The 25733-nt window shown below is 61.4% G+C and carries 21 protein-coding genes; 8 read left to right on the top strand and 13 right to left on the bottom strand.

Features of this window, described 5'->3' with window-relative positions; translation table 11 throughout:
• Nucleotides 1-98: 98 nt before the first annotated feature.
• From acs to dksA, 10 genes are all read right to left on the bottom strand, one after another.
• Nucleotides 99-2039, bottom strand: coding sequence for an acetate--CoA ligase (gene acs / locus ACZ5WQ_RS11250; protein ID WP_464382329.1), 1941 nt, complete (start codon nt 2037-2039; stop codon nt 99-101).
• A 233-nt stretch (nt 2040-2272) separates the two neighbouring features.
• The gene (panC, locus tag ACZ5WQ_RS11245) at nt 2273-3124 is read right to left on the bottom strand and encodes a pantoate--beta-alanine ligase (RefSeq protein ID WP_228246875.1); all 852 of its coding nucleotides are present in this window, start codon (nt 3122-3124) and stop codon (nt 2273-2275) included.
• Nucleotides 3125-3128: 4 nt separating this feature from the next.
• Nucleotides 3129-3923, bottom strand: a complete 795-nt coding sequence (gene panB / locus ACZ5WQ_RS11240; protein WP_088276417.1) for a 3-methyl-2-oxobutanoate hydroxymethyltransferase — start codon at nt 3921-3923, stop codon at nt 3129-3131.
• Nucleotides 3924-4067: 144 nt separating this feature from the next.
• Complete coding sequence (gene folK, locus ACZ5WQ_RS11235) at nt 4068-4598, bottom strand: 2-amino-4-hydroxy-6-hydroxymethyldihydropteridine diphosphokinase (RefSeq protein ID WP_233048362.1); 531 nt, start codon at nt 4596-4598, stop codon at nt 4068-4070.
• Nucleotides 4598-5968, bottom strand: coding sequence for a polynucleotide adenylyltransferase PcnB (locus tag ACZ5WQ_RS11230; RefSeq protein WP_233048361.1), 1371 nt, complete (start codon nt 5966-5968; stop codon nt 4598-4600). The genes folK and ACZ5WQ_RS11230 overlap by 1 nt, the downstream gene beginning before the upstream one ends.
• Before the next feature lie 839 nt (nt 5969-6807).
• Nucleotides 6808-8235: a sigma-54-dependent transcriptional regulator gene (locus tag ACZ5WQ_RS11225; RefSeq protein ID WP_464382328.1), complete on the bottom strand. Its 1428-nt coding sequence runs from the start codon at nt 8233-8235 to the stop codon at nt 6808-6810.
• 34 nt (nt 8236-8269) lie between these two features.
• The gene (locus ACZ5WQ_RS11220; protein ID WP_233048360.1) at nt 8270-11221 is read right to left on the bottom strand and encodes a sensor histidine kinase; all 2952 of its coding nucleotides are present in this window, start codon (nt 11219-11221) and stop codon (nt 8270-8272) included.
• A complete protein-coding gene (locus tag ACZ5WQ_RS11215; RefSeq protein WP_088276423.1) occupies nt 11205-11381 on the bottom strand; it encodes a hypothetical protein in 177 nt (58 codons plus the stop codon). Before ACZ5WQ_RS11215 ends, ACZ5WQ_RS11220 begins: the two co-directional genes overlap by 17 nt.
• Before the next feature lie 90 nt (nt 11382-11471).
• Complete coding sequence (gene gluQRS / locus ACZ5WQ_RS11210; RefSeq protein WP_464382327.1) at nt 11472-12362, bottom strand: tRNA glutamyl-Q(34) synthetase GluQRS; 891 nt, start codon at nt 12360-12362, stop codon at nt 11472-11474.
• Between the two features lie 53 nt (nt 12363-12415).
• Nucleotides 12416-12859, bottom strand: coding sequence for an RNA polymerase-binding protein DksA (dksA, locus tag ACZ5WQ_RS11205; RefSeq protein ID WP_088276424.1), 444 nt, complete (start codon nt 12857-12859; stop codon nt 12416-12418).
• A 218-nt stretch (nt 12860-13077) separates the two neighbouring features.
• Here dksA and ACZ5WQ_RS11200 point away from each other — a divergent pair, with 218 nt between their 5' ends.
• On the top strand, nt 13078-14259 hold the full coding sequence (locus ACZ5WQ_RS11200) for a pyridoxal phosphate-dependent aminotransferase (protein ID WP_464382326.1): 1182 nt from the start codon (nt 13078-13080) through the stop codon (nt 14257-14259).
• Complete coding sequence (gene sfsA / locus ACZ5WQ_RS11195; RefSeq protein WP_464383647.1) at nt 14259-14966, top strand: DNA/RNA nuclease SfsA; 708 nt, start codon at nt 14259-14261, stop codon at nt 14964-14966. The genes ACZ5WQ_RS11200 and sfsA overlap by 1 nt, the downstream gene beginning before the upstream one ends.
• Here sfsA and ACZ5WQ_RS11190 read toward each other — a convergent pair.
• Nucleotides 14961-15311, bottom strand: coding sequence for a Rieske (2Fe-2S) protein (locus ACZ5WQ_RS11190; RefSeq protein WP_228246883.1), 351 nt, complete (start codon nt 15309-15311; stop codon nt 14961-14963). The genes sfsA and ACZ5WQ_RS11190 overlap by 6 nt on opposite strands.
• Nucleotides 15312-15472: 161 nt before the next feature.
• Between ACZ5WQ_RS11190 and ACZ5WQ_RS11185 the strand changes: the two genes are divergently transcribed.
• Genes ACZ5WQ_RS11185 through ACZ5WQ_RS11175 form a run of 3 tightly spaced genes read left to right on the top strand, consistent with a single transcriptional unit; the run spans nt 15473 to nt 18136 of the window.
• On the top strand, nt 15473-16486 hold the full coding sequence (locus tag ACZ5WQ_RS11185; protein WP_464383646.1) for a FecCD family ABC transporter permease: 1014 nt from the start codon (nt 15473-15475) through the stop codon (nt 16484-16486).
• Entirely contained in the window at nt 16486-17250 is a 765-nt protein-coding gene (locus ACZ5WQ_RS11180) for a heme ABC transporter ATP-binding protein (RefSeq protein ID WP_464382325.1), read from the top strand. Before ACZ5WQ_RS11185 ends, ACZ5WQ_RS11180 begins: the two co-directional genes overlap by 1 nt.
• A 7-nt stretch (nt 17251-17257) precedes the next feature.
• A complete protein-coding gene (locus ACZ5WQ_RS11175) occupies nt 17258-18136 on the top strand; it encodes a ChaN family lipoprotein (RefSeq protein WP_464382324.1) in 879 nt (292 codons plus the stop codon).
• On the opposite strand, the gene ACZ5WQ_RS11170 is transcribed toward ACZ5WQ_RS11175, so the two are convergent.
• Nucleotides 18133-18774 carry a TetR family transcriptional regulator gene (locus ACZ5WQ_RS11170; protein WP_228246887.1) on the bottom strand — a complete coding sequence of 214 codons (642 nt, stop codon included), beginning with the start codon at nt 18772-18774 and terminating at the stop codon, nt 18133-18135. The two genes, ACZ5WQ_RS11175 and ACZ5WQ_RS11170, sit on opposite strands and share 4 nt — an antisense overlap.
• Nucleotides 18775-18965: 191 nt before the next feature.
• Between ACZ5WQ_RS11170 and ACZ5WQ_RS11165 the strand changes: the two genes are divergently transcribed.
• The 3 genes from ACZ5WQ_RS11165 to ACZ5WQ_RS11155 are packed head-to-tail and all read left to right on the top strand — an operon-like array spanning nt 18966 to nt 24681.
• On the top strand, nt 18966-20117 hold the full coding sequence (locus ACZ5WQ_RS11165; RefSeq protein ID WP_088276433.1) for an efflux RND transporter periplasmic adaptor subunit: 1152 nt from the start codon (nt 18966-18968) through the stop codon (nt 20115-20117).
• Between the two features lie 11 nt (nt 20118-20128).
• Nucleotides 20129-23263 (top strand): efflux RND transporter permease subunit, encoded by a 3135-nt coding sequence (locus ACZ5WQ_RS11160; protein WP_338213922.1) that lies wholly within the window; start codon nt 20129-20131, stop codon nt 23261-23263.
• Nucleotides 23260-24681 (top strand): efflux transporter outer membrane subunit, encoded by a 1422-nt coding sequence (locus tag ACZ5WQ_RS11155; protein ID WP_464382323.1) that lies wholly within the window; start codon nt 23260-23262, stop codon nt 24679-24681. Before ACZ5WQ_RS11160 ends, ACZ5WQ_RS11155 begins: the two co-directional genes overlap by 4 nt.
• A gap of 219 nt (nt 24682-24900) precedes the next feature.
• On the opposite strand, the gene ACZ5WQ_RS11150 is transcribed toward ACZ5WQ_RS11155, so the two are convergent.
• A complete protein-coding gene (locus tag ACZ5WQ_RS11150; protein WP_228246890.1) occupies nt 24901-25698 on the bottom strand; it encodes a cyclic nucleotide-binding domain-containing protein in 798 nt (265 codons plus the stop codon).
• Between the last annotated feature and the right edge of the window lie 35 nt (nt 25699-25733).

Genomic DNA, 25733 nt, shown 5'->3' with positions numbered 1-25733 from the left:
TGTTTTTCGAGTGCACAAGCATAGAGGGGCGCCCTACTCCAGACAAGTTGTCTCGGCCCTGGTACAGCATTAGTGCAGTACCAGGGCGACGAACCGCGTCAGGCGTGCTCGATGCGGTTGGCGATGAGATCCTGTACAACCGCCGGATCGGCCAGGGTCGAGGTGTCGCCAAGGCTGTCGAGTTCGTTGCAGGCGATCTTGCGCAGAATGCGGCGCATGATCTTGCCCGAACGGGTCTTCGGCAGGCCTGGAGCCCACTGCATGAACTCGGGGCGGGCAAAGGCACCAACCTGATCGGCCACGAAGGCCTTCAGTTCCTTGACCAGCTCCTCGCTTGGGGTAACGCCGTTCATCGGGGTGACATAGACGTAGATGCACTGGCCCTTGATGTCGTGCGGGCAGCCTACTACGGCCGCTTCGGCGACCGCGTCGTGCAGCACCAGTGCGCTTTCCACTTCGGCGGTGCCGATACGGTGACCGGAGACGTTGAGCACGTCATCGACCCGGCCGGTGATCCAGTAGTAGCCGTCTTCATCGCGGCGGGCGCCGTCACCGGTGAAGTAGACGTTCTTGTAGGTGTTGAAGTAGGTGTCGATCAGGCGCTGGTGGTCACCGTAAACGGTACGGATCTGGCTCGGCCAGGAACGCTTGATTACCAGGTTGCCGCTGGTTGGTCCCTCCAGTTCGTTGCCTTCGGGGTCGTACAGGGCCGGCTCGACGCCGAAGAACGGGCGGGTGGCCGAACCCGGCTTGAGCAGGGTACAGCCCGGCAGCGGAGTGATCATGGCAGCGCCGGTTTCGGTTTGCCACCAGGTATCGACAATCGGGCAACGCTGCTCGCCGACCACGTGGTAATACCATTCCCAGGCTTCCGGGTTGATCGGCTCGCCGACGCTGCCGAGCAGGCGCAGGCTGGCGCGCGAGGACGACTTGACCGGCTCATCGCCCTTGGCCATCAGTGCGCGCAGAGCGGTTGGCGCGGTGTAGAAGATGTTGATCTGGTGCTTGTCGATCACCTGCCAGCAGCGGGATGCATCCGGGTAGGTCGGTACGCCTTCAAACAGCACGGTGGTCGCGCGGTTGCAAAGCGGGCCGTAGACGATATAGGAATGGCCGGTGATCCAGCCCACGTCAGCCGTACACCAGTAGACCTCGCCCGGCACATAGTCGAACACGTAGTAGTGGGTCATTGCCGCCATCAGCAGATAGCCGCCGGTGGTGTGCAGCACGCCCTTGGGTTTGCCGGTGGAGCCGGAGGTGTAAAGGATAAACAGCGGGTCTTCGCTGTCCATCGGTTCTGGCGCACACTGGTTGCTCGCAGCGCTGGTCGCTTCGGTGTAGCAGACGTCACGCTTTTCATCCCAGGCAACGTCAGCACCGGTGCGCTTGACGGTTATCACAGTGTGGACGTCGGGGCAGTCTTTCAGCGCTTTTTCGACGTTGACCTTGAGCGGGACGGTCTTGCCTCCGCGCACGCCCTCGTCGGCGGTAATGACTGCACGGCAGTCGGCATCGAGAATACGGTCACGGAGTGCGTCCGGCGAGAAGCCACCAAAGACCACCGAGTGAACCGCACCGATACGCGCGCAGGCCAGCATGGCGTAGGCCGCTTCGGGGATCATCGGCATGTACAGACAGACACGGTCACCCTTGCTGACACCGCGCGCCTTCAGCACGTTGGCCAGTCGGCAGACCTTATCGTGCAGTTCGCGGTAGCTGATGCGGGCATCCTGGCTCGGGTCGTCACCTTCCCAGATAATGGCGATCTCGTCGCCATGCTCGGCCAGGTGGCGGTCAATGCAGTTGACGCTGACGTTGAGCTTGCCGTCGATAAACCAGGCAGCCTGACCTTTGCTCAGATCGCTTTCGTGTACCTTGCTCCAGCGCTTGTCCCAGTTCAGAAAGCGTTCGGCCTGCTCGGCCCAGAACTGGTCGGGCTGCTCAAGCGACTGCCTGTACATACGCTGATAGGTCGCGTCATCCAGGTGGGTATGCGCGCGAGCGGACTCGGACACCTTGTGGTTTTCGATTGCGTACATGGGTATTCCCCTCTTGTTATTGAATTCAGGCAGTCTCTTGTCAGCCGGCCCTGAAGAGGGTCATTCCGGTGCTGCAGCAGAGATTCCGGACCGACAAAGCCGTTGGGGCTGTGCGATCAGTCTAGGCCATTTAGCGTCGGCCATCAGAGGGGGGCAAGACAACCCTTCTTTGGTATGAGAGGCGGGCGTCAAATCGGCGGGCCATGGGCCCGCAAAAGAGAGGGGACAGCCGCTCAGGAGCGGCTGAATTCGAGGTTGTCGATCAGGCGTGTGGTGCCGAGGTAGGCGGCGGCCAGCACCACCAGATCGCGGGTCTGATCGGTTACCGGTGACAGGTTGCTGGCATCTCGCAGGTCCAGATAGTCCGGGCGCATGCCGGCGGCACTCAGCTGCTGACTGGCCTCGTTGATGATCTGCGCATAGTCGGTACGCCCCGAGGTCACCTGCGCTGCAATCTGCTGCAGGGTCCGCTGCAGCAGCGGCGCAACGGCGCGCTGCTCTGCGGTCAGGTAGCCATTGCGCGAGGACAGCGCCAGGCCGTCCTCGGCACGTATGGTCGGATGCCCCATGATCTTCACCGGCAGACAGAGGTCCTGCGCCATCTTGCGAATGACCGCGAGCTGCTGGTAGTCCTTCTGACCAAACACGGCGACATCGGGGCCGACGATGTTCAGCAGCTTGCTGACAACGGTCGCCACACCCTCGAAGTGGCCTGGGCGGCTGGCTCCGCATAATCCTTCCGAAACCACCGGCACGCTCACCCGGGTGTGGCCGTCCATGCCCTCGGGGTACATCTCGCTCGCGCTGGGGGCGAATACCAGATGGGCTCCGACCTCCAGCAGTTTTTTCTGATCTTCGGCCAGGGTCCGTGGATAGCTGTCCAGGTCTTCACCGGGCCCGAACTGCATCGGGTTGACGAAAATGCTGACGACCACGTAGTCGGTGCGCTGCAGCGCCTTCTCGACCAGCGCAATGTGGCCAGCGTGCAGGTTACCCATGGTGGGAACCATTCCGATTCGCTTGCCTTCCTGGCGGGCACGACTAACCGCAGCGCGCACTTGCGCAATGGTATGCAGGGTGTTCATGGGCTCAGAACTCGTGTTCGGCTGCTGGGAATTCGACCTTCTTGACTGCTTCGACGTAGGCGCGGATGGCCGACGGGATGTCGGGCTGACCAGCCATGAAGTTTTTCACGAAGCGCGGCATGCGTCCGCTGAGCGACAGTCCGAGCATGTCGTGGACCACCAGTACCTGGCCATCGGTGCCACTGCCGGCACCGATGCCAATAACCGGAACACTGACCGCAGCAGTAATCGCGTTGGCCAGCGCCGGCGGCACGCACTCGAGCAGCAGCATGGCTGCACCGGCCGCTTCCAGCGCCTTGGCGTCTTCGACCATGGCGCGGGCCTGCGCTTCGTCGCGACCCTGAACCTTGAAGCCGCCCAGTACGTTGACTGTCTGTGGCGTCAGGCCCATGTGTGCGCAGACCGGAATACCGTTGCGGCTCAGTACTGTGATGCTGTCTGCCAGCCAGCGACCGCCCTCCAGCTTGACCATGTGTGCGCCTGCGCGCATGAGCGCTGCGCTGTTGGCCAGGGCCTGGTCGAGGGTGGCGTACGCCATGAAGGGCAGGTCGGCCATGATCAGCGCACCCTTGTTGCCGCGCTTGACGGCTGCGGTGTGGTACGCCATGTCGGCGACGCTGACCGGCAGGGTACTGTCGTGTCCCTGCAGGACCATGCCCAGCGAGTCGCCGATCAGGATGACTTCGACGCCGGCTTCACTTTCGACATGGGCGAAGGTCGCGTCGTAGGCTGTCAGACAAACGATCTTTTCGCCGCTTTGCTTGAGTTTGTTCAGCGTGGTCAGAGTAACGTCAGGCATGACTGATTCCAGTGTGTGGCTGTTACTTGGCGCTTCGGCACCGTTGGGGTTGGCTCTCGCGCCGGGTGTCCTGGCGAGAGTATAGCCTTGGCCGGGCAGGATTTCGGTAACACTTGGCTGGTCACCGGAATCGCATCCTACGTGTCAGCCCGGGGGTGTCAAGTCCGTTTGCGCACCAGGCTGTTGTATAAAAAACGGCAATGCCTGCAGATCACCGCGGGGGCAGTTCTGCAGCAGCGTTTCCAGCGCTGTGCCGTCAGGCATTTTCAGCGCGGGCGCTATCTCGGCCAGGGGGTAGAGGACGAAGGCGCGGGCATGCATGTGATAGTGCGGAATCTGCAGACGCTCGGTGCGGATGAGTTGGTCACCGTACAGCAGGATATCCAGGTCCAGGGTGCGGGGGCCCCAGCGCTCGGCCTTGCGTACCCGGCCGTGCTCCAGCTCGATGCGTTGCAGGTTGTCGAGTAGTGCCGCTGGCTCAAGCTCGGTATCCAGCGCCAGCACCGCGTTGATGTAGCTTGGCTGGTCCTGCGGCCCCATGGGCGCGCTGCGGTATAGCGATGAGCAGGCTACAAGCTGGCTGCGGGGCAGCTCGCGCAGCGCGCCGCAGGCGGTCTGGACCTGCTGAACCGGGTCGCCCTGGTTGCTGCCCAGGGCAATATAGCTGCGCGGCATCAGTTGCTCTGCGGCTTGCGCGGCTTGTTTCTGCGCGGACGCGAGCGAGCGCGTTTGGCGCTGCTTTTGCTGCCGTCACCCAGCTCGCGAATCATCTGCCGGCGCTGATCGGGGTTGGCGTCCTGGTATTGTGTCCACCATTGACCAAGGCCATCGGTTTCCTCGCCGGCAGCTTCGCGCAGCAGCAGGAAGTCGTAGGCCGCCCGGAAGCGCGGATGCTCCAGCATCTGGTCTGCCCTGCGTCCGCTGCGGCGCTCCAGGCGTGGCTGCATGTCCCAGATTTCCCGCATGGGAATGCTGAAGCGCTTCGGAATCGCGGTATGGCGGCATTGCTCGGCGAGCAGCTCGTGGGCGGCCTGCTGATAGGCGGGTATCGCCGGGATACCCTGCTCCTCCAGATACTTCACCCGCCCGGGCAGCGCGGGCCAGAGCAGGGCTGCAAACAGGAACGCAGGGGTAACCGGTTTGTCCTGGGCGATGCGCTCGTCGGTGTTGCGCAGCGCCTGGCGAACCAGCTGCAGGGTGTAGTCAGGGCGTTCAAGGATAGCGTCGTCGGTATCCGGAAACAGCGGCGCTACCAGATCGTATTGATACAGCAGGTCAAAGGTTGCCAGGCCCTGGCCGCTCATCAGCAGCTTTAGACTTTCATCGAACAGGCGTGCTGCAGGAATGTCGTGCAGCAGTGGTGCCATCGATTCGATGGGCGCTGCGGTATGTTGCTCGATATCGAAGTTCAGCTTGGCCGCAAAGCGTACGGCGCGCAGCATGCGCACCGGGTCTTCCTGGTAGCGCTGTTCCGGTTGACCGATAAGACGGATCAGGCGGTTGCGAATATCATGCACGCCGTTGGCAAAGTCGTGGATCTGGCCGCTGGTCACGTCGAAGTAGAGCGCGTTGATCGTGAAGTCGCGGCGTTGGGCGTCCTGTTCGAAGGTACCGTACACGTTGTCGCGCAACAGTCGGCCCGATTCGCTCTGGCGGGACTGCTCCTCCGATGCTTCGGCTTCGTGATTGGCGCGGAAGGTCGCGACTTCAATGATTTCCCGCCCGAAATGCACGTGGACCAGCTTGAAGCGACGGCCAATCAGGCGCGCGTTGCGGAACGTTGCGCGGACCTGCTCGGGAGTGGCGCTGGTGGCGACGTCAAAGTCCTTCGGGGTGATATCGAGCAGCAGGTCACGCACACAGCCACCCACCAGAAAGGCCTGATAGCCTGCCTGCTGCAGCCGTTCAACCACGCTGACCGCGTGCCTGCTCAGGCGCTCACGGCGTAGCGAATGCTGGCTGGCGGGGATAATGCTCGGCGTAGTTCGGCGGCGCTGAGGGTGGCCGAAGGGAGAGGGTATTTTCTGCAACAGCTTTCGAATCATAGGGGCTGGTTGTTCCGGCTGCCGATCAGCGTGAGCGGTCGCTCTGCCTGTTGACCTGCACGGTAGCGCTGGTGAATGGGTCGCGCAACAGGCGGTTGGGCCGGACGCGCATGCAGCCTGTTGGCCGCGATTGACGTGCATTCTAGCCTGAATTGTCGGGAAAGGTAAGAAATCAGGGGGATGGGCAACGGAGAATCAGGAGGGGGGAAAGCTCAAGGGGAGTGGTTAACTCCCCCTAATGGTTTTTTATTATTGTTTTTATCAGAGCTGTTCTTCTTGTTTGTTTGAAGCGGTAGTCACCGCTTTGCGACTGACCCATCTCGGGTTGTCCCAAACAAACGGATTGCTTTGGAAGCTTAGGTTCGAAGTGGCCTGCTGCTGGCTTTGGACGGTGGGTTGCTTGAGCAACTTTTATTCTTCTCTGTCCAACCGAACATCCTGTTCGCAAATCGACTGTTATTCTCCAAAAAAATCAGTTTGCTGCGCCTCTCACGTCTTGTTTTTATTGTGTGTGGAGTCGAATGTTATTTTTGTTATGCGTTTTGGTTTTTATTGTTGTTGTTGTGCCAGATATAAAGCATTCCGCGTGCCAACTTTTTAAATTCGTTTAAAATCAGTGACTTGTGATTTTCCTGTCTTTCCCTACCCTGTGTTACCCCCAAGGTGTTACCTCCAATTGGACTAAAGTGTTACCTCTGTGTGGGGGTGCGGTAACAGTTTTGCGGGAACTTTCCCGGTAACAGGTAACACATTGGCGGGCTAAGGACGGCCCTGAGCAGGGTTGGATAGAGCCAGAGGGGAAGGCTGCACGTTGCCGGCAGCCTTGCAGGGAGGGCAAATCAGGTGCTGGCGGTTTTCTTGCGCGGAATACCCAGGCGCTGCCGACGCTCCCACAGACACTTGCGGCTGATGCCGAGCTTGTGTGCCAGCTGGGTTTCGGTCATGTGGTCCTGATGCTCCAGTACAAAGTGCTGGAAGTAGTCTTCCAGTGACAGGTCTTCGGCCGGTTCCTGCCCGGGGGTTACTTCGTTCTGCATGGTTTGCAGGGCGTTGGCGGCCTCGGAAGCACGCTCGATCTCGGCATCCAGCTCAATGCCCAGCAGGTCGGCAGTAATTTCCTCGTGATCACAGAGAATGGCCGAACGTTCGATTGCGTTCTCCAGCTCGCGCACGTTGCCCGGCCAGCTGTAGGCGAGGATTGCGCGCTCTGCGTCCCTGCTGAAGTGCAGGCCTTCCATATTCATGTTGCGTGCCGCGCGCTGCAGTAGCGCCTCGGCGATCAGCATCACGTCCCGGCCGCGCTCGCGCAGTGGCGGCAGGCGCAACTCGATCACGTTCAGGCGGTAATACAGGTCCTCACGGAACAGACCTTGTCGCGCCATGGTCTTGAGGTCGCGGTGGGTGGCGGCCACCAGACGCACATCGACCTTGTGCGACTGCACCGAGCCGACCCTGCGAATCTCTCCTTCCTGCAGCACCCGCAGTAATCGCGCCTGAGCCTCCAGCGGCAACTCGCCAATCTCGTCAAGGAACAGGGTGCCGCCGTCGGCCGCCTCGACCAGGCCGGTACGGTTGCTGGTAGCACCGGTAAAGGAACCCTTCTCATGGCCGAACAGTTCAGACTCGATCAGGGTTTCCGGAATGGCAGCGCAGTTGACTGAAATCAGCGGTGCCTTGGCGCGCTGGGATTGTTCATGCATGGCCCGGGCAACCAGCTCCTTGCCGGTACCGGACTCGCCCTGAATCAGTACGGTCGAGTCGGTTGGCGCGACCTTGCGAATGCGCTTGAAAAGAGTCTGCATGGCGTCACAGGCGCCGATGATACCCATATCCTGGCCACCACCATCGGTGCTGGCCGTGGTGGACTTGGGCGCCGGCTCTGGCGTAGGAGTCGCGCCGCTCTGCTGCTTGCGCTGGTCGCCGGCGGCAATAATGCGCTGCACGGTTTCAACCATTTCGTCATGGTCGAACGGCTTGGCGATGTAGTCGACAGCGCCGAGCTTCATCGAGTCGACCGCCGAGCGCAGGCTGGCGTAGCTGGTCATGATCAGCACGGGCGTGTTCGGCGCACGGCGGATGAGTTCGGTGCCGGGCTCGCCCGGCAGGCGCAGGTCGCTGATGATCAGCTTGAAGCGCTCGAGATCGTGTCGCTCGACGGCCTCGCTGACCGAGCCGGCCTCCTCTACCTGGTAGTGGTGGCGCTCCAGCAACCGTTTCAATGCCGTACGGATGATGGCTTCGTCTTCAACAACCAGAATGTCTGACATAGTTACCTCACAGGTGACGGCGCCTGTTACAGCATCAGGCAGGGGCGCCGTTACCGCTCATGCTATAGCGCGGCAGGGTAATGGTGAAGCGAGTGCCGCGCCGGGTTGTCTGGTCGACCGGGCTGTCGATGGTTATCTGGCCATAATGCTCTTCGACAATGGAGTAGACCAGTGCCAATCCGAGCCCGGTACCTGTCCCTGGGTCCTTGGTGGTGAAGAACGGCTCGAACAGCCGATCCATGATGTCCTTGTCGATGCCGCTGCCCTGATCCTCTACTTGCAGCAGTACCTGGTGTTCGTTTTCCTGGGTGGCGATGGTGATGCTGTCGCCATCAGTGCTGGCGTCCCGTGCGTTACCCAGCAGGTTGATAAGGACCTGAACCAGGCGCTGGGCGTCACCGGCTACCATGTGTTCGGGTCGGCACAGGTTAACATACTTGACCTCCGGCCCCCTGCGGTTGAGCGACAGCAGGTGAATCGCCTCGTTGGTGCAGGCCGCCAGATCGACCGGCTCGTTGGGGTTCTGGTGGCGGCTGCCAACGTGGGCGAAGTTGACCAGTGACTGCACGATCCGGGAGACCCGGCGAGTCTGGTCGAGGATCTGCTCGGCGGCTTCGCGTGATTCCGGTTGTTCCGATTCGTCGCGCAGGTTTTGCGCCAGACAGGCGATGCCGGTGATCGGATTGCCGATTTCGTGGGCAACGCCGGCAGCCAGACGACCGATTGAGGCCAGGCGCTCGGAATGCATCAGCTCCTCTTCCAGCATCTGGGTTTCGGTCTGGTCCTCGACCAGCAGTACCAGGCCGCTACCGCCAACATAGCCGGGCTCGTCGATCGCAGCCTTGTGCAGGCTGAGCCACTGGGTATGGCCATTGACCGCCAGTTTCTGCTTGTACAGGTGCGAGGCCTGGTCTTCGACGAATCGCTCGAACAGGTCTCGCCAGGGGCCGGGCAGGCTGCTCAGCCGCGAGCCGATGACGCTGTCGGCGTCGATGCCGGTCAGCGCCTGCATGGCGTGGTTCCACATCAGGATTTCATTGTCCTGGGCCAGCGAGCAGACACCCATCGGCAGGTGCTGCAGTGTCTGGCGGTGATAGCGTCGCAGGGCGTCGAGTTCGGCGGCCAGGCCGGTCAGGCGGCTGTGGTAGTCCTCCAGCCGGTTTTCGATGAAATGGATGTCCTCGGTCATATAGCCGTCGCGGCCCATCTTGAACGGCAGGAAGGTTTCGATGATGTCCTGGGCCACCGACGGCCCCATCAGGCCCGACAGGTTGGCTTCCAGCCGGTCGCGCAGGCGGCGCAGGGCATAGGGGCGGCGCTCGTCGAACGGCAGCTTGAGGTCCCGCAGCGCCTGTTCGACCTCGTGCTGGGCGGTCTTGTTGCCGAGCGGCTTGGCCAGTTGCTGGGCAAACTCCTGCGGCGAGGACGCCATCAGCTGCATCCGCTGGGGGCGACTGACGTTGTCGACCGAGCAGGCCTCGGCAGCACTCTGCTCCTCAACCGAGCGTTGGGTAAATAGCGAGACGAGCGCCAGCACCACGACGTTGACAGCCAGCGAGGAGATTGCGGCCAGGTGCCAGGTGTCGGCATTGAACGCCATCGTCATCCCGAACAGGGTGATGCCGGGCAGTTCGGTGACCAGTGGCAGCAGCAGGGTGACCGCCCACACCAGCATGCCGGCAACGACGCCGCCGATGAACCCGCGGCGGTTGGCTTGTGGCCAGTACAGCACTGACAGGGTGCCCGGCAGAAACTGTACGGTGGCGACAAACGAGGCAATGCCGAGGTTGGCCAGGTCCTGTTCGGCGCCGAGCAGGCGGTAGAAGCCGTAGCCGGCCATGATGATGGCGGCAATCAGCGTGCGGCGGGTCCACAGCAGCCAGCGGTAGATGTTGTTGTCGGCGCTGGGCTGGTAGAGCGGCAGCACCAGATGATTGAGCACCATGCCCGACAGTGCCAGGGTGATGACGATGATCAGGCCGCTGGCCGCCGACAGGCCGCCGACGAAGGCCAGCAGCGAGAGCCACTCGGAACCACCGGCCACGCCCAGGCCCAGCGAGAAGTATTCCGGATTGGTGCGTACACCCAGATGCAGGCCTGCCCAGAGGATCGGCGGGACTGCCAGGCTCATCAGCAGCAGGAATAGGGGTAGACCCCAGCTGGCGGTGCTGAGGGCGCGCGGATTGAGGTTCTCGGTAAAGGCCATGTGATACATGTGCGGCATGACGAATGCCGCCGAGAAGAACACCAGCAGCAGGGTACGCCAGGGACCTTCCTGCAACGGTGTATGCAGCGTGCTGAGGGCCTCCTGATTGGTATCCAGCCAGAGCTGCAGTCCCTGCGGACCGTCGAATACAACATAGAGCGCATACAAACCGATGGCGCCGATAGCGACCAGTTTGACCAGTGACTCGAAGGCAATCGCCATGACCAGCCCTTCGTGTTTCTCGCGTGCCGAGATATGGCGGGCTCCGAACAGAATGGCGAACAGGATGATCAGCACGCAGAACCCGAGTGCAACCGACCCCTGGCCAGATTCCTGAGTCAGGATCTGCACCGAGTCGGCCACCGCCTGTATTTGCAGTGCCAGCAACGGCAGTACGCCAACCAGCATGAATATGGTGGTCAGGGTCCCTGCCCAGGTGCTGCGAAAGCGGAAGGCAAACAGGTCGGCCAGTGAAGACAACTGGTAGGTGCGGGTAATCCTCAGGATCGGGTTGAGCAGCACCGGTGCCAGCAGAAAGGCGCCGCAGACACCGAGGTAGTAGGTTAGAAAACCGTAACCATACTGATAGGCCAGTCCTACTGTTCCGTAGAACGCCCAGGCGCTGGCGTAGACCCCCAGTGACAGGGTGTAGACCGCGGGATGACGCAGCACGGCGCGCGGCACGCGACCGTTTTCGGTGGCCCAGGCCACGCCAAACAGGACGATCAGGTAGCCAATGCTGATCAACAGCAACTGGCTGAGATCAAAGCTCATCGGCATCTCGGGGACTCTGTAGCAGCATGCCGGCGACGATCAGGATCAGCCACAGCACATAGGGTCGGTACCAGGCACCCTGCGGTTCTATCCACCAGTCCATGATGGCCGGCGAGAACAGGTAGATGCCGATGACCAGCAGCAGTACCAGTCGGTAGATATACATGGGTATCCGTCGGTTGGGGCAACCGCCCGAAGGAGGGGCGTCGCGGTTCAGTCGGTGATGGTAATCAGCGCGCCACGGCTTGCCAAGCAATCAACTCGGCAGGCTGGCCTCAAGGATGTGTTTTGTGGCGGGCAAGCGGCCGGGTTGCCAGTGGGCGATGCCCCACTGCAGCAGCTCGGCGACGGGGGCGCCGCGCAGTGTCTCGGGTACCGGCTGGGCCAGGGCGCGCAGGGCCCGCCAGAGCGTAGCTGGCGCTTGCGTGCGCTGCAGCGGGGCCGAGCCCAGTCGCTTGCTCAGCTTCTCGCCGTCGGGGCGCATGATCAGTGGTACGTGCAGATAGCGTGGTGGCGTCTGACCGAGCAGCTGATACAGCCAGATCTGTCGCGGTGTTGAATCCAGCAGGTCGGCGCCACGCACGACATCTGTTACACCCTGATCAATGTCGTCCAGCACGACGGCCAGTTGGTAGGCGTATACCCCGTCGCGCCGGCGGATAATGAAATCGCCGAGTTCGCTGGCCAGATTCTGTGTCAGCGGTGGCTGAAGACGGTCGATACAGGTTATCGGGGTATCGTTGACCCGTACCCGTACCGCGTGATCAGCAGCTGCCTGCAGCCGGCGCCCGGCGCAGGTGCCGGGATAGACCGTGCCGTGCTGCAGCAGCGTTTTACGCGGGCAGTCGCAGTAGTACGCCAGCCCGTCATCCAGCCAGCGCTCGATCTGTGCGCGATACAGGTCCAGCCGCTCGCTCTGACGCACTATCTGCCCGTCGTGCTCCAGGCCAAAATCGTCAAGTGCCTGCAGTATCTGGGTTTCGGCGTCGGGCTGGCTGCGCGCCTGATCGAGATCTTCGATGCGAATCAGCCATTGACCGCCGGCGTGACGGGCATCGAGGTAGCTGGCCAGTGCCGCGACCAGAGAGCCGAAGTGCAAGAGGCCGCTGGGGGTTGGGGCGAAGCGCCCGATGTAGGGAGAGGTCATGCGGGGTAAGGCAATTGCAGGCTGCCGGGCAGCCTGCAATGCGGCGGGTCGACTCAGCTGCCGACCTGCTTTTCCTTGATTTCGGCCAGGGTCTTGCAGTCGATGCACAGCGTCGCTGTGGGGCGGGCCTCAAGACGACGAATGCCGATTTCGACACCACAGGAGTCACAGAAACCGTAGTCATCTTCTTCGATGCGCTGCAGGGTCTGGTCGATCTTCTTGATCAGCTTACGCTCGCGATCACGGGTCCGCAGTTCCAGGCTGAATTCCTCTTCCTGACTGGCCCTGTCGGCGGGATCGGGGAAGTTGGCCGCCTCGTCCTGCATGTGATGCACGGTACGATCGACTTCTTCCATCAGTTCCTGTTTCCAGGTGTTGAGAATGTTGGCGAAATGCGCGAGCTGTTGCTCGTTCATGTACTCCTCACCCTTCTTTTCCTGATAGGGGACGAAGCCACGGATCAACATTGATGTTTTCTGCTTGGCATTGCTGGGCATGAGGACCCCTCACTTGTTGCTCTATCTTCCTGTTTCAGGTCTCACCCACTCAACCTGACGTGCTTCGGCCTAAAGCCTGCAAGCGGGCAAAGCTACCAGAAGCTGATGGCCTGCGCTACTGTTTGCCGCCAGAAGGCGGACGCAGGCCTGCAAGCCGCTGCCAGTCAGGCTCTGACAGGGTATCATCGGCGTTTTTGTCGCCATCTCGGGATGTTTCTATGTCGCAGCAGCGCTGGGCCGGACGGGTTCAGGAAATTCAACCGTTTCACGTCATGGCCGTTTTGGCACGCGCCCGTGCGCTTGAGGCCCATGGGCGTGATGTCATTCATATGGAAATTGGCGAGCCCGATTTCACTACCCCTGAACCCATTGTTCGTGCCGGTCAGCAGGCGCTGGCTGATGGTTGTACCGGATATACGCCGGCACTTGGGTTGCCGGCGCTGCGCGAGGCCATTGCGGGCCTCTACCGTCAGCGTCACGGGTTGGACGTAGACCCCGCCCGGATCGTGGTTACGCCTGGTGGATCGGCGGCACTACTGCTGGTCAGCGCGTTGCTGGTCGAGCCCGGCCGCAAGGTGCTGATGGCCGATCCGGCCTACCCCTGCAATCGGCATTTTCTGCGACTGGTCGAGGGGCGCGCGGTGCTGGTGCCGACCGGTCCGGAAACCAACTATCAACTGACGCCCGAGCTGGTCGAGCAGCACTGGGATGCCGATTGCGTCGCCGTGCTGGCGGCGTCGCCGGCCAATCCGACCGGCACCCTGCTGTCACGCGAGGAGCTGACTGCGCTATCGGCGACCTGCCGGCGTCTTGGTGGTGAGCTTATTGTCGACGAGATTTACCACGGACTGACCTACGGGATGGATGCGTCGTCGGTGCTGGAGGTGGCTGATGATGCCTTTGTGCTCAACAGCTTCTCCAAGTATTTCGGCATGACCGGCTGGCGCCTTGGCTGGCTGGTCGCGCCCGAGGCGGCGGTGCCTGAGCTGGAAAAGCTGGCGCAGAATCTCTATATCTGCGCGCCGCATATGGCGCAGCAGGCGGCCCTTGCGGCCTTTGGCGAGGAAAGTCGGGAAATCTGCGAGATTCGCCGTCGTGCCTTTCAGGTGCGCCGTGACTTTCTGCTGCCGGCCGTTCGCGACCTCGGCTTCAAAGTACCGGTTACCCCGCAGGGTGCCTTCTATCTGTATGCCGACATGCAGCGGCTGGGGGGTGACAGTGCCGGATTCTGCCAGCATGTCATCGAGCGCGAGTTCGTCGCGCTGACGCCAGGGCTGGATTTCGGTCATCACCGTGCCGCGCAGCATCTCAGGCTGGCCTACACCACCTCGCTGGAGCGCCTGGAGCAAGCGGTTGAGCGACTTTCGCGGGCGCTGAACAGTTGGTCGCCCGAGTGCTGATTCCGTTTGAAACACCGCTGCGCGAGGCGACGCTATTGCGCCGTTACAAGCGCTTTCTGGCCGATATTCGGCTGCCGGACGGCCAGGAAATCACGGTGCATTGCCCCAACACCGGTTCGATGCGCAACTGCGGTCAGCCCGGCGACCGGGTCTGGGTGAGTCTGGATTACAAACCCGGGCGCAAGCTGCCGGGTACCTGGGAGCTGGTCGAGATCGGCGCTGGCCAGGTGGCGTGCATCCACAGTGCGCGGGCCAACCGAGTGGTTGCTCAGGCGCTGCAGCAGGAGCTGATCACGCCCCTGGCCGGCTATCCGGAGGTGCGCGCCGAGGTGCGGCTGCCCGAGGGCTCAAGCCGCTTTGACTTTCTGCTCTCCGGCGGCGGCCGGGCGGAGTGTGTGGTTGAGGTGAAAAGCGTAACCCTGGCTCTGGGGGAGGGTGTGGGGGCGTTTCCGGATGCGGTCAGTGCCCGGGGTCAGAAGCATCTGCGCGAACTGATCGAGGTGGTGCAGGGCGGACGCCGTGCCTGTCTGCTGTTCTGCGTGATGCATTCGGGCATCGAGCAGGTTCGGCCGGCGGACGAGATCGATGCGGAGTATGGGCGGTTGTTGCGCGAGGCAGCGGCAGCCGGGGTAGAGGTGCTGGCCTGGTCGGTCTGGCCGCAGCCGAATGGAATGCAGGTACGTGGGGCGTTGCCGGTCGTGTTATGACGGCTGTTCGTCGTCCAGCCAGACGTGCCCGTTGCTGACATGGCAGCGCAGCTGGCGCAGTGACTGTCCAATGCAGGGGCCGGCAACGCATTCACCGTTTTCCGGCAGGAACAGGGCGCCATGAGTGGCACACTGGATCAGTCTTCCGGAGCTGTCGAGGAACTGGTCGGGTACCCATTCCAGGCTGATACCGCGATGCGGGCAGCGGTTTTCGTAGAGATAGATGTGCTCACCCTGGCGCACCAGGAACAGTGATTGCCCCTGATAGAGAACGCCCTTGCTGCCGCGCAGGGGCAGGTCATCAAGGCGACACAGAGGCTTGGGCAGAAAGTCGTGGTCTGACATGGGGCGGATTATCCTGCGATGCTCGTTACAAAGCCAGTCGTGGTCATGACGCTGACAGCGTCCCCCGGTATGCTGGCAGTCCTTTCAAGGTTGGCGTCCGCGCCACCGATCGGTAACAGGAATACGACATGGTGCTGCAGCCGCGCTACAAAAGGCTGGTAATGATGGGGCTGCTGGCGTTTCTGCTGGTTGCCTGTCTGCTGTCGCTGGCGCTCGGCCCGATCAGTATTGCGCCGTCCGACACGCTGCGTGCGCTGTTCTGGCGCTTTGCCGACAGCGCAGTGCCGGCCGATCAGCAACTGATCATCGAACAGATTCGCCTGCCGCGCATGCTGATGGGCGTGGTTGCCGGCGCCACCCTGGCGCTCACCGGTGCGGCCATGCAGGGGCTGTTTCGCAATCCGCTGGCCGATCCCGGCCTGATTGGTATCTCCAGTGGTGCGGCGCTCGGCGCGGCACTGGTAATCGTGCTGGGTTCGTTGCTGGTTGGCCCGCTCGGTGCCGACTGGCAGCCCTATCTGACGGTGCCCGGGGCGTTTGTTGGCGGACTCGCATGCACGGCACTGGTCTACCGTCTCGGCCAGTCGGTGCAGGGCACCTCGGTAGCCAGCATGTTGCTGGCGGGTATCGCCATCACAGCCATCAGTGGCGCACTGGTTGGCTTGCTCAGCTACCTGGCTGATGATGGCATGCTGCGCACGCTGACGTTCTGGAATATGGGCAGTTTGGCCGCTGCCGACTATCCGAGAGTCGGGCTGCTGTTGCTGTGCTGCCTGCCCATCTGGTGGCGCCTGCCCCGGCTGGCGCCAGCATTGAACGCCCTGCTGCTGGGTGAGTCGGAGGCGCGCCATCTCGGCGTTGAAGTCGAGCGGGTCAAGCGTGAACTGGTGCTGTTGACGGCGTTGGGTGTGGGCGCCTGTGTGGCCGCCTGCGGACTGATTGGCTTTGTCGGGCTGGTGGTGCCCCATCTGGTCAGGCTGGTGCTGGGGCCGGATCATCGTTGGCTGCTGCCGGCCTCGATGCTGCTGGGGGCGGCATTGCTGCTGCTGTCGGATGTGACTGCTCGATTGCTCCTCGCGCCGGCGGAACTGCCCCTGGGGATCATTACCGCGCTGCTGGGGGCGCCGTTCTTTTTGTCGCTGCTGATGCGCGTGCGTCGCCAGGGTGGTTTCTGATGCTCAGTGTCGAACAGCTGGGTTGCAGTCGCGGTGGGCGACAGGTACTGCGCGACCTGACATTCGATCTGCACGCAGGGGAGGTCATCGCGGTGCTGGGCACCAACGGCGCCGGCAAAAGTACCTTGCTCGCGGCGCTGTGTGGCGAGCTTGTGGTAGATACCGGGCGAGTGCAGTTGGCAGGTAGGAACCTTGATGAGTGGACGGCAGGTGAGCGGGCTCGCCGGCTGGCCGTATTGCCTCAGCAATCGGAGCTGGCCTTTCCGTTTCGCGTGGAGGAGGTCGTGGCGCTGGGCCGTATGCCGCACGCCACCGGGTTGCAGCAGGACCTGGCTATTTGTGCCGATGCGATGGCGGCAGCCGATGTGACTCACCTGTCGCAGCGCAGCTATCTGACGCTATCTGGCGGTGAGCGTCAGCGGGTTCATCTGGCCCGCGTGCTGGCGCAGGTCTGGGAGGTTGGCGAGGGTGGCTGTCTGCTGCTGGATGAGCCAACCGCCTCGCTTGACCTGGCGCATCAGCGACTGATCATGCAGCAGGCCCGTGCGATGGCGTCCCGGGGATTGAGTGTACTGGTCGTGCTGCACGATCTGAATCTGGCTGCGGCCTTTGCCGATCGTGTTCTGCTGCTGCACGAGGGCAGGCTGGATGCATTGGGTACGCCCTGGCAGGTGTTGCAGGCCGACCATATTGAGAGGGTGTTCGGCGTTGCGGTGCAGGTTCAGCGGCATCCGCAGCACGACTGCCCGCTGGTTATTCTGTGAGGTGGCAATGAACGTACTGATTCTGATCGCCGGTCTTTTCGGGGCGGCCTTGGCGCTGGCTGCGCCGCTGCCTGCCTGGCAGGCAACCGATGGCCTTGATGATCCGCATCTGGGGCAGGTGTGGGACACCCATGCCCAGCGCTGGCTTGAGCCGCAGCAGTTGGTCGACGCGTTGCTGGATGAGCCGCGTGTCATTCTCGGCGAGCGACATGATCATCCTGATCATCACCGGCTTCAGCTCTGGTTGCTGGAACAGCTGCAGGCGCAGCGGCCACAGGGTGCACTGGTGATGGAAATGCTGCAATCCAGCCAGCAGCCGCAGGTCGACGCCTTGCAGGGTAAGCCGCTGCCGGCTGACCCGATGCTGGCTGAAGAGCTGCAGTGGCAGCCGGGTTGGGATTGGGCGTTGTATGGCCCGCTGGTGCGTTGGGGGCTGGCTGTGCCGCAACGGCTGCTGACGGCGAATCTGGATCGTGACGAGCTGATGGCGTTCTATCGCGATCCGTCCTCCGATGTGTCTGGCTACCCTGCCTCCGCCCGCGCCAAGCTGGAGCGCATCATTATTGCCAGTCACTGTGACCTTATTGAGGCGTCGCAGGTTGCTCCCATGCTGCACATTCAGCAAGCGCGCGATCTGCGCATGGGGCAGGCATTGGCGACAGCCCCGGCGCCAGCGCTGCTGATTGCCGGGGCGTATCACGGGCGCCGTGACCTCGGCGTTCCGCTGCATTGGGATGGCCAATGGGGGGCTGCGCCTGTGGTCGTGTTGCTATCGGAAGCGGGTAGCCCATTGCCCGGCCCGGAGCAGGCTGATTTCGTCTGGCTGGCTCCGGGATTGCCTGAGCAGGACCATTGCGCGGGGATGCGCGCGGCGGCTGAGAGCTAGACGCTGCGGCTGCGCAGATGCGGGCTGTTGCGCAGCATGTCCAGCAGCGTGGCAGCAATGTCATCTGCCCGCTCTACCAGGCTGAGCTGCTGCGGCTGCATCAGCCATTGATGCAGTACACCGTAAATGAACGAGTGAGCACAGAACAGGGCCATATCGATATCCAGGTCAGCGGGTAGTTCGCCGCTGGCAATGGCCAGCATCAGGGATGTGCGCAGGTTGTCATCATGGTGCCGGTTCATGGTCTGCAGGTGCTTTTTCTGCGTGCAGGGCTCGTCGATGTAGTCGCATTTGAGTAACAGGATCTCGTTCACCCGGCGCGATGACGGGTCTGACTCCAGGCGCTTGAGCACGGTCACCAGGAGCTCGCGAAAGCGCTCCAGCGGATTCGGGGCGCTGGCATCTCGGGCTGCCTGGTTGAGCGATGCCAGTGGCAGCTGAATGCGCTGGAACAGGGCCTCCAGCAGGTCTGCCTTATCCTGGAAATGCCAATAGATCGCTCCCCGGGTCACGCCGGCTGCTTGGGCGATATCACTCAGGGAGGTGCGTGAAACACCTTTTTTGTGGAAGCACTGCTCGGCGGCGTCGAGGATGCTTTCGCGGGTTTCAAAGGCTTCTTCTTTTGTGCGTCTGGCCATGCAAGTCTCGAGCGGAAAACAGGGAGCGGGGGCCATGGTGGCCAAGTTGTGAGCGAATGTTATCGTAAGACCAAAACAATTTACAGACAGGTGTGAATGTAAGTATATTGTGCGCCAATCAGTGATGCCCCTAACGGGACCCAAGGGGCATGCGCCTAATCAGACATAACGGTTTTTCACGAGGATTCACCATGCCGATGAAGCCAGCGCGCGCTGCTCTCTTCCCGCTTCTTGCATCCCTGTTGCTGATCAGCGCCTGCCAGGACGCCGAACAACAGGGCGGGCAGCAGCAACAACAGCAGGTGCCAGAGGTTGGCGTGGTCACGCTCAAGGCCGAACGCTTCCTGTTGACCAATACTCTTCCCGGTCGAACCACTGCATATCGGGTTGCTGAAGTGCGTCCTCAGGTGAACGGCATCCTGGAGAAACGTCTGTTTGATGAAGGCGCTGAAGTCAAGGCCGGCCAGCAGCTTTATCAGATCGACGACGATGTTTATCAGGCCGCGCTGAAGAGTGCCGAGGCAAGCAGTATCTCGACCCGTTCTCTGGCCGAGCGCTACGGCATTCTGGTGAAGGAGAATGCGGTCAGTCAGCAGGCGTTCGACGAAGCCCGGGCTGCCAGCCTGCAGGCCCAGGCTGCGCTCGATGAGGCGCGTATCAATGTGCGGTACACCCGCGTGCTGGCACCCATTGACGGTCGGATCGGCCGCTCAGCGGTCAGCGAGGGGGCGCTGGTCACCAGTGGCCAGGCCCAGCCACTGGCAACCATCCAGCAGCTTGATCCCATTTATGTGGACATTACCCAGTCTTCGCGCGAGATGCTGGATCTGCGTCGTGATCTGGAGGCCGGTCGTCTGCAGCGCGCAGGCGACAATGCTGCCACCGTGACGCTGACACTTGAAGACGGCAGTCGCTACGCCCAGGAGGGCAAGCTGGAGTTTTCCGAGGTCAGTGTTGACGAAGGCACCGGTTCGGTCATCCTGCGCGCGGTATTCCCCAACCCCGATCGACTGCTGCTGCCTGGCATGTTTGTGCACGCGAACCTGGTTGCTGGCGCCAAGAGTGATGCGATTCTGGCGCCGCAGCAGGGTATTACGCGCACACCGCGCGGCACTGCCGTTGCGATGGTGGTCAATGCCGAGGGCAAGGTCGAGCAGCGCGAGGTGGTGACCGATCGCACAGTGGGCAATCGCTGGCTGATCGCATCGGGCCTGGGCGAGGGGGATCAACTGATTACCGAAGGCCTGCAATACATCCGCCCGGGAGCTCCGGTAACAGTCAAGCCGGCCGGCAATGTCGCCGAGCAACAGGACAGCGCTGCTCAGCCCGACGCTGATCAGTAAGGAAGCGAATCATGTCGAGATTTTTTATCGACCGCCCGATCTTTGCCTGGGTAGTCGCACTGGTCATCATGCTGGTTGGTGGGCTTGCCATCCTCAAGCTGCCGATCAATCAGTATCCGAGCATTGCTCCTCCGGCGGTCGGTATTTCCGTGTCCTATCCGGGCGCCTCTGCGCAGACCGTGCAGGATACGGTCGTACAGGTCATCGAGCAGCAGCTTAACGGCATCGACGGGTTGCGCTATATCTCGTCGGAGAGCAATTCCGACGGCAGCATGTCGATTACCGTGACCTTCAACCAGGGCACTGATCCGGATATCGCTCAGGTACAGGTGCAGAACAAGCTGCAACTGGCCACGCCGCTGTTGCCGCAGGAGGTTCAGCAGCAGGGTATTCGCGTGACCAAGGCGGTGCGTAACTTCCTGATGGTCGTTGCCGTGGTATCTGAAGACGGCAGCATGGATCGCTTCGATCTGGCCGATTACATCGTCTCCAACATCCAGGACCCGATCTCGCGGACTCAGGGTGTTGGTGACTTTCAGGTATTCGGCGCGCCTTACGCCATGCGTATCTGGCTCGATCCCGCCAAGCTGAACAGCTTCAACCTGATGCCGGGTGATGTCAGCACGGCAATCAAGGCCCAGAACGTGCAGGTCTCGGCCGGTCAGTTCGGCGGTTTGCCGGCGGTGCCAGGGCAGCAGTTGAACGCTACCATCCTGAGCAAGACGCGCCTGCAGACCCCGGAGCAGTTCCGCGACATTCTGCTGAAGGTCAACAGTGACGGCTCACAGGTGCGTCTGGGCGATGTGGCCAGCGTCGAGTTGGGCGCGCAGAATGCCGATATCACCGCACTCTATAACGGTATGCCGGCATCGGGCATGGCGATCAAGCTGGCGACCGGTGCCAACGCGCTGGAGACTGCCAAGGCCATTCGCAAGACGCTGGCCGATCTGGAGCCGTTTTTCCCCGAGGGGATGAAAGTCGAGTTTCCTTACGACACGTCGCCGGTGGTGTCCGAGTCGATTCTGGGTGTTGTCAAAACCCTGTTCGAAGCGGTAGTGCTCGTGTTCCTGGTGATGTACCTGTTCCTGCAGAACTTCCGGGCGACGCTGATCCCGACCCTGGCTGTGCCGGTGGTGCTGCTCGGGACCTTTGGTCTGCTGGCGGCATTTGGTTTCACCATCAACATCCTGACCATGTTTGCCATGGTGCTGGCGATTGGACTGCTGGTGGATGATGCCATCGTGGTGGTTGAAAACGTCGAGCGAGTCATGGCCGAAGAGGGGCTGTCGCCGCTGGAGGCAACGCGCCGTTCGATGGGGCAGATTCAGGGCGCGCTGGTGGGTATTGGTCTGGTGCTGTCTGCGGTATTTCTGCCAATGGCATTCTTCGGTGGCTCTACCGGTGTGATCTACCGCCAGTTCTCGATCACCATTGCATCGGCGATGATTCTTTCGGTGCTGGTCGCGCTGATTTTTACTCCGGCACTGTGCGCCACTATTCTCAAACCGGTGCAGAAGGGGCATACCCAGGCAGAGCGTGGCTTTTTCGGCTGGTTCAATCGGACCTTTGACCGCGGCGTAAAGCGGTACGAGGGTAGCGTAGCCTCAATTCTGCAGCGCAAGACGCCCTATTTGCTGCTCTATGTGGTGATTGTTGCACTGATGGCGTTCCTGTTTACCCGTTTGCCAAGCTCTTTCCTGCCTGGTGAGGATCAGGGCGTGCTGTTTGCCCAGGTTCAGGCTCCTGTTGGCGCGAGTGCCGAACGCACGCAGCAAACTGTCGACGCGATGCGGACGTATTTGCTTGAGCAGGAGTCGGACTCGGTCAGCTCCGTGTTCACTGTTACCGGCTTCAATTTTGCCGGCCGCGGACAGAATGCCGGTCTGGCATTTATCGGTCTCAAGCCCTGGGAAGAGCGCAATGATCCTGACCTGAGCGTCTTCGCTGTGCAGCAGCGAGCACAGCAGTATTTTGCCGGGTTCCGTGATGCCATGGTGTTTGCGTTCGCACCGCCTGCGGTGATGGAGCTGGGGACTGCCTCAGGTTTCAACGTTTATCTGCAGGATAACGCCGGCGTAGGTCATGACGTATTGATGCAGGCGCGCAATCAGTTGCTTGGCATGGCCTCGCAGAGCCCGGTGCTGGCCAACGTGCGGCCCAATGGCCAGGATGACCAGCCGCAGTTCCAGTTGATCATCGACGACGAGAAGGCCAGTGCGCTGGGATTGTCGCTGGCCGATATTAACCAGACGCTGTCGATTGCCTGGGGCTCGAGCTATGTGAACGACTTTATTGATCGTGGTCGGGTCAAGAAGGTTTTCCTGCAAGGCCAGGCTGATTCGCGGATGAATCCGGAAGACCTGCAGAAATGGTTTGTGCGCAACAGTCAGGGCGAGATGGTGCCGTTCAGTGCCTTTGCCACTGGCGAGTGGGTCTATGGCTCACCGAAGCTGTCGCGCTATAACGGTGTGCCGGCGATGGAAATACAGGGTGAACCTGGTCCTGGCTACAGTACCGGTGATGCGATGGCTGAAATTGAACGTCTTGGGCAGCAGTTGCCCAAGGGCATCGGTCTGTCCTGGACCGGCCTGTCGTTCGAGGAGCGGTTGTCCGGTGATCAGGCGCCGGCGCTGTATGCGCTGTCGCTGATTGTCGTGTTCCTCTGTCTGGCCGCGCTCTACGAGAGCTGGTCGATTCCGCTGGCAGTCATGCTGGTCGTTCCACTTGGTGTTATTGGTGCCTTGCTGGCAACACTAGGCCGTGGCCTTTCGAACGACGTGTTCTTTCAGGTCGGCCTGTTGACGACTATCGGTTTGACGGCCAAGAACGCGATTTTGATTGTCGAATTTGCCAAGGATCTGCATGAGCAGGGCATGAGTATCGGCGAAGCAGCGGTTGAAGCCTGCCGTCTGCGCCTGCGCCCGATCATCATGACCTCGCTGGCCTTTACCCTGGGGGTTGTGCCGCTGGCGCTGGCCTCCGGTGCTGGTGCCGGTAGCTCGCATGCGATCGGTACCGGTGTGATTGGCGGCATGATCACCGCTACTGTGCTGGCGATTTTCTGGGTGCCACTGTTTTATGTCCTGGTGACTCAGTGGTTCACCGAACGCAAGGGCAAGACTGACACAGCGGAGGATGCACAGTGAAACGCGGCGTATTGAGCCTTGCGGTCCTGGCTGCTCTGAGCGGCTGTTCATTGATACCGGAATATGAGCGTCCGGCACCTCCGGTGCCGCTCAACTGGAGTGAAGGTGTCGAGCAGGGGATGGAGCAGACCCCGCTCGTTGGCTGGCGCGGGTTCTTCAAGGACCCGCAGCTGCAGCATCTGATAGGTCTGGCACTGGAGAACAACCGCGACCTGAGGGTTGCGGCCTTGAACGTGCAAGCCAATCGCGCGCTGTACGACATTCAGGGTGCCGAGCGCTATCCGCAGCTTGATGCCAACGGCAACGGCACGCGTACCCGAATGCCGCAGGATCTGTCCGGAGGCGAGCAGCGATCAATCAATTCCCAGTACTCGGCAACTCTGGGGCTATCCTGGGAGCTGGACTTGTTCGGACGCATCGGCAGTCTGCGTGAGCAGGCGCTGCAGACCTTCCTGGCCAGTGACGAGGCCCGCCGTGGCGTGCAGATCAGTCTGGTCGCCGAGGTTGCCAGTACCTACCTGACGCTGCAGGCCGATCAGGCGCTGCTGGATGTTGCCGCAGAGACTTTGAAGACCTACGAAGACAGCTACGCGTTGACCAAGCGCAGCAACGAGGTTGGCGTGGCGTCGAGTCTGGAACTGGCTCAGACCAGGACGGCGGTCGAGTCCGCCCGGGCGGTGCTGGCCCGCTATCAGCGTCAGGTCGCGCAGGATCGTAATGCCCTGACCGTACTGGTTGGGCAGCCGTGGTCAGTAACAGCAGGCAATCCGCTGCTGCTGGACGAGCCGGTGCTTGCTCAGTTGCCGGTGGGGCTGTCCTCCGAGGTGCTATACAACCGTCCTGATGTGCTGCAGGCCGAGTACCAGTTACTGGCGGTCAATGCCAGTATCGGTGCTGCCAAGGCGGCATTCTTCCCCCGTATCAGCCTGACTGGCGCCGCCGGCACAGCCAGTAATGAGCTGTCGGGTCTGTTTGGAAGCGGGTCCGAGTACTGGACATTCTCGCCGAGCATCAGCGTACCGATTTTTCGCGCGGGCGCCCTGAAAGCCAGTCTGGATTATGCGGAAATCAGCCGTAATCAGCAGGTTGCCCGCTATGAAGGCGTCATTCAGAGTGCCTTCCGCGAGGTTGCCGACGGGCTGCAGGCGCGGCAAACCTATGTAGACCAGGTGGCTGCCCGGCGCGCGCTGCTGGAGGCGTCGGAGGAGTATTTCCGCTTGGCGGATCGGCGTTACAACATTGGTGTCGACAGCTATCTCACGTTGCTGGACGCTCAGCGTCAGCTGTTTGAAGCCCGGCAGAGCGTGATTTCTGATCGACTGAGTCAACTGCTCAGCGAGATCAGTCTGTATAAGGCGCTGGGCGGTGGTGATTTTGCCGAGACCCGAGCCACGCAGGCTGCCAATACGGAAGGCTAGGCTTGCAGCGTGTCTGAAGCGCCGTTCAGCCTGGGCTGGACGGCGTTTTTTGTGTCCAGAAACCAAAAAAAAGCCCGCTCAGTGAGCGGGCGAAATCCGTGATTAGCCTGATGAGGAGATAACCGTTTGTCTCGCGACAATCCTGTTATCACAGCCACCTCGCGATGACTTGTTGCTAATGATAAACGTTATCATTTGCCTGTCAAGCCCAAATGAGAATTATTTCTGCGCCTGCTGCTTGTAGTGCGTCAGTTCCTTGTTCATCAGGTCGATGCGTCGGGCCATGCTTTCAATCAGGCTGTGCGCGATGCGTGGATTGCTCTGCATCAGCGCGAGGAACTGTTCCTTGGGGATCATCATGACGGTGGTCGGCACGCTGGCAATGACGGTGGCGGAGCGCTTCTCGCGGGTGAACAGGGCCATGGCACCGAAAATTTCATCTTTCTGTACGTCACCGACCTTGATGCCCTGAACGAAGGCTTCGGCGTGACCCTCGGTGATGATGAATACGTGATCAGCCTCATCCCCCTGGCGAATCAGCTCCGCTCCCGGGGCAAAGTGCTGGAACCCGGTGACCGGCCTGACTTCGGGTTGCTTGGTGTGTGCCAGTGCATCCGACATCAGTGCGGCCTGACCCAGCACATACTGGGTGAACTGCTCCTGACGGCGGCTGTCAGCGTGAATGTGCCTGAACAGGGCTTCGCGGTCGTAGGGAATCAGAGTCAGCGATTCTTCGCTCAGATAGGTGCAGGGCGCAGCATTCAGGCCCTGACGCAAGCCGATGAGATCACCCTCCTGGATGTAGAACAATGGCTTCCCATCTATCAGTGCGTGCAGCAGACCGCTTTTGAGCAGATAAAGCTGAGCTCCGCTGACGTGATCGTAAAGGTTGTCTATCGCACCCAGTTCAATCGGTTCACCGCAGGGCTCAAGCCCCTCAAGCAGAAGTTCCGGTATGCGTTGAAGCGAGGCAATGAGCTTCTCGGCGTATGGTGGCTGATCACCTATCAGATACATGGCTGAATTCCTTTTGTTGTTGCCCTGATACGCCG

The sequence above is a fragment of the Halopseudomonas sp. T1L2 genome (assembly GCF_055397385.1).
Note: the sequence above shows the minus strand (reverse complement) of the source record. Positions and strands in the feature narration are given on the sequence as shown.

Coding starts and splice junctions, on each gene's coding strand:
- ACZ5WQ_RS11200 (WP_464382326.1), top strand. CDS start 13,078: ATGTCGCAGCAGCGCTGGGCCGGACGGGTTCAGGAAATTCAACCGTTT.
- gluQRS (WP_464382327.1), bottom strand. CDS start 12,362: ATGACCTCTCCCTACATCGGGCGCTTCGCCCCAACCCCCAGCGGCCTC.
- ACZ5WQ_RS11175 (WP_464382324.1), top strand. CDS start 17,258: ATGAACGTACTGATTCTGATCGCCGGTCTTTTCGGGGCGGCCTTGGCG.
- ACZ5WQ_RS11220 (WP_233048360.1), bottom strand. CDS start 11,221: ATGCCGATGAGCTTTGATCTCAGCCAGTTGCTGTTGATCAGCATTGGC.
- ACZ5WQ_RS11230 (WP_233048361.1), bottom strand. CDS start 5,968: ATGATTCGAAAGCTGTTGCAGAAAATACCCTCTCCCTTCGGCCACCCT.
- ACZ5WQ_RS11190 (WP_228246883.1), bottom strand. CDS start 15,311: ATGTCAGACCACGACTTTCTGCCCAAGCCTCTGTGTCGCCTTGATGAC.
- panC (WP_228246875.1), bottom strand. CDS start 3,124: ATGAACACCCTGCATACCATTGCGCAAGTGCGCGCTGCGGTTAGTCGT.
- panB (WP_088276417.1), bottom strand. CDS start 3,923: ATGCCTGACGTTACTCTGACCACGCTGAACAAACTCAAGCAAAGCGGC.
- acs (WP_464382329.1), bottom strand. CDS start 2,039: ATGTACGCAATCGAAAACCACAAGGTGTCCGAGTCCGCTCGCGCGCAT.
- folK (WP_233048362.1), bottom strand. CDS start 4,598: ATGCCGCGCAGCTATATTGCCCTGGGCAGCAACCAGGGCGACCCGGTT.
- ACZ5WQ_RS11225 (WP_464382328.1), bottom strand. CDS start 8,235: ATGTCAGACATTCTGGTTGTTGAAGACGAAGCCATCATCCGTACGGCA.
- ACZ5WQ_RS11185 (WP_464383646.1), top strand. CDS start 15,473: ATGATGGGGCTGCTGGCGTTTCTGCTGGTTGCCTGTCTGCTGTCGCTG.
- ACZ5WQ_RS11150 (WP_228246890.1), bottom strand. CDS start 25,698: ATGTATCTGATAGGTGATCAGCCACCATACGCCGAGAAGCTCATTGCC.
- ACZ5WQ_RS11165 (WP_088276433.1), top strand. CDS start 18,966: ATGCCGATGAAGCCAGCGCGCGCTGCTCTCTTCCCGCTTCTTGCATCC.
- ACZ5WQ_RS11180 (WP_464382325.1), top strand. CDS start 16,486: ATGCTCAGTGTCGAACAGCTGGGTTGCAGTCGCGGTGGGCGACAGGTA.
- ACZ5WQ_RS11170 (WP_228246887.1), bottom strand. CDS start 18,774: ATGGCCAGACGCACAAAAGAAGAAGCCTTTGAAACCCGCGAAAGCATC.
- dksA (WP_088276424.1), bottom strand. CDS start 12,859: ATGCCCAGCAATGCCAAGCAGAAAACATCAATGTTGATCCGTGGCTTC.
- ACZ5WQ_RS11160 (WP_338213922.1), top strand. CDS start 20,129: ATGTCGAGATTTTTTATCGACCGCCCGATCTTTGCCTGGGTAGTCGCA.
- ACZ5WQ_RS11215 (WP_088276423.1), bottom strand. CDS start 11,381: ATGTATATCTACCGACTGGTACTGCTGCTGGTCATCGGCATCTACCTG.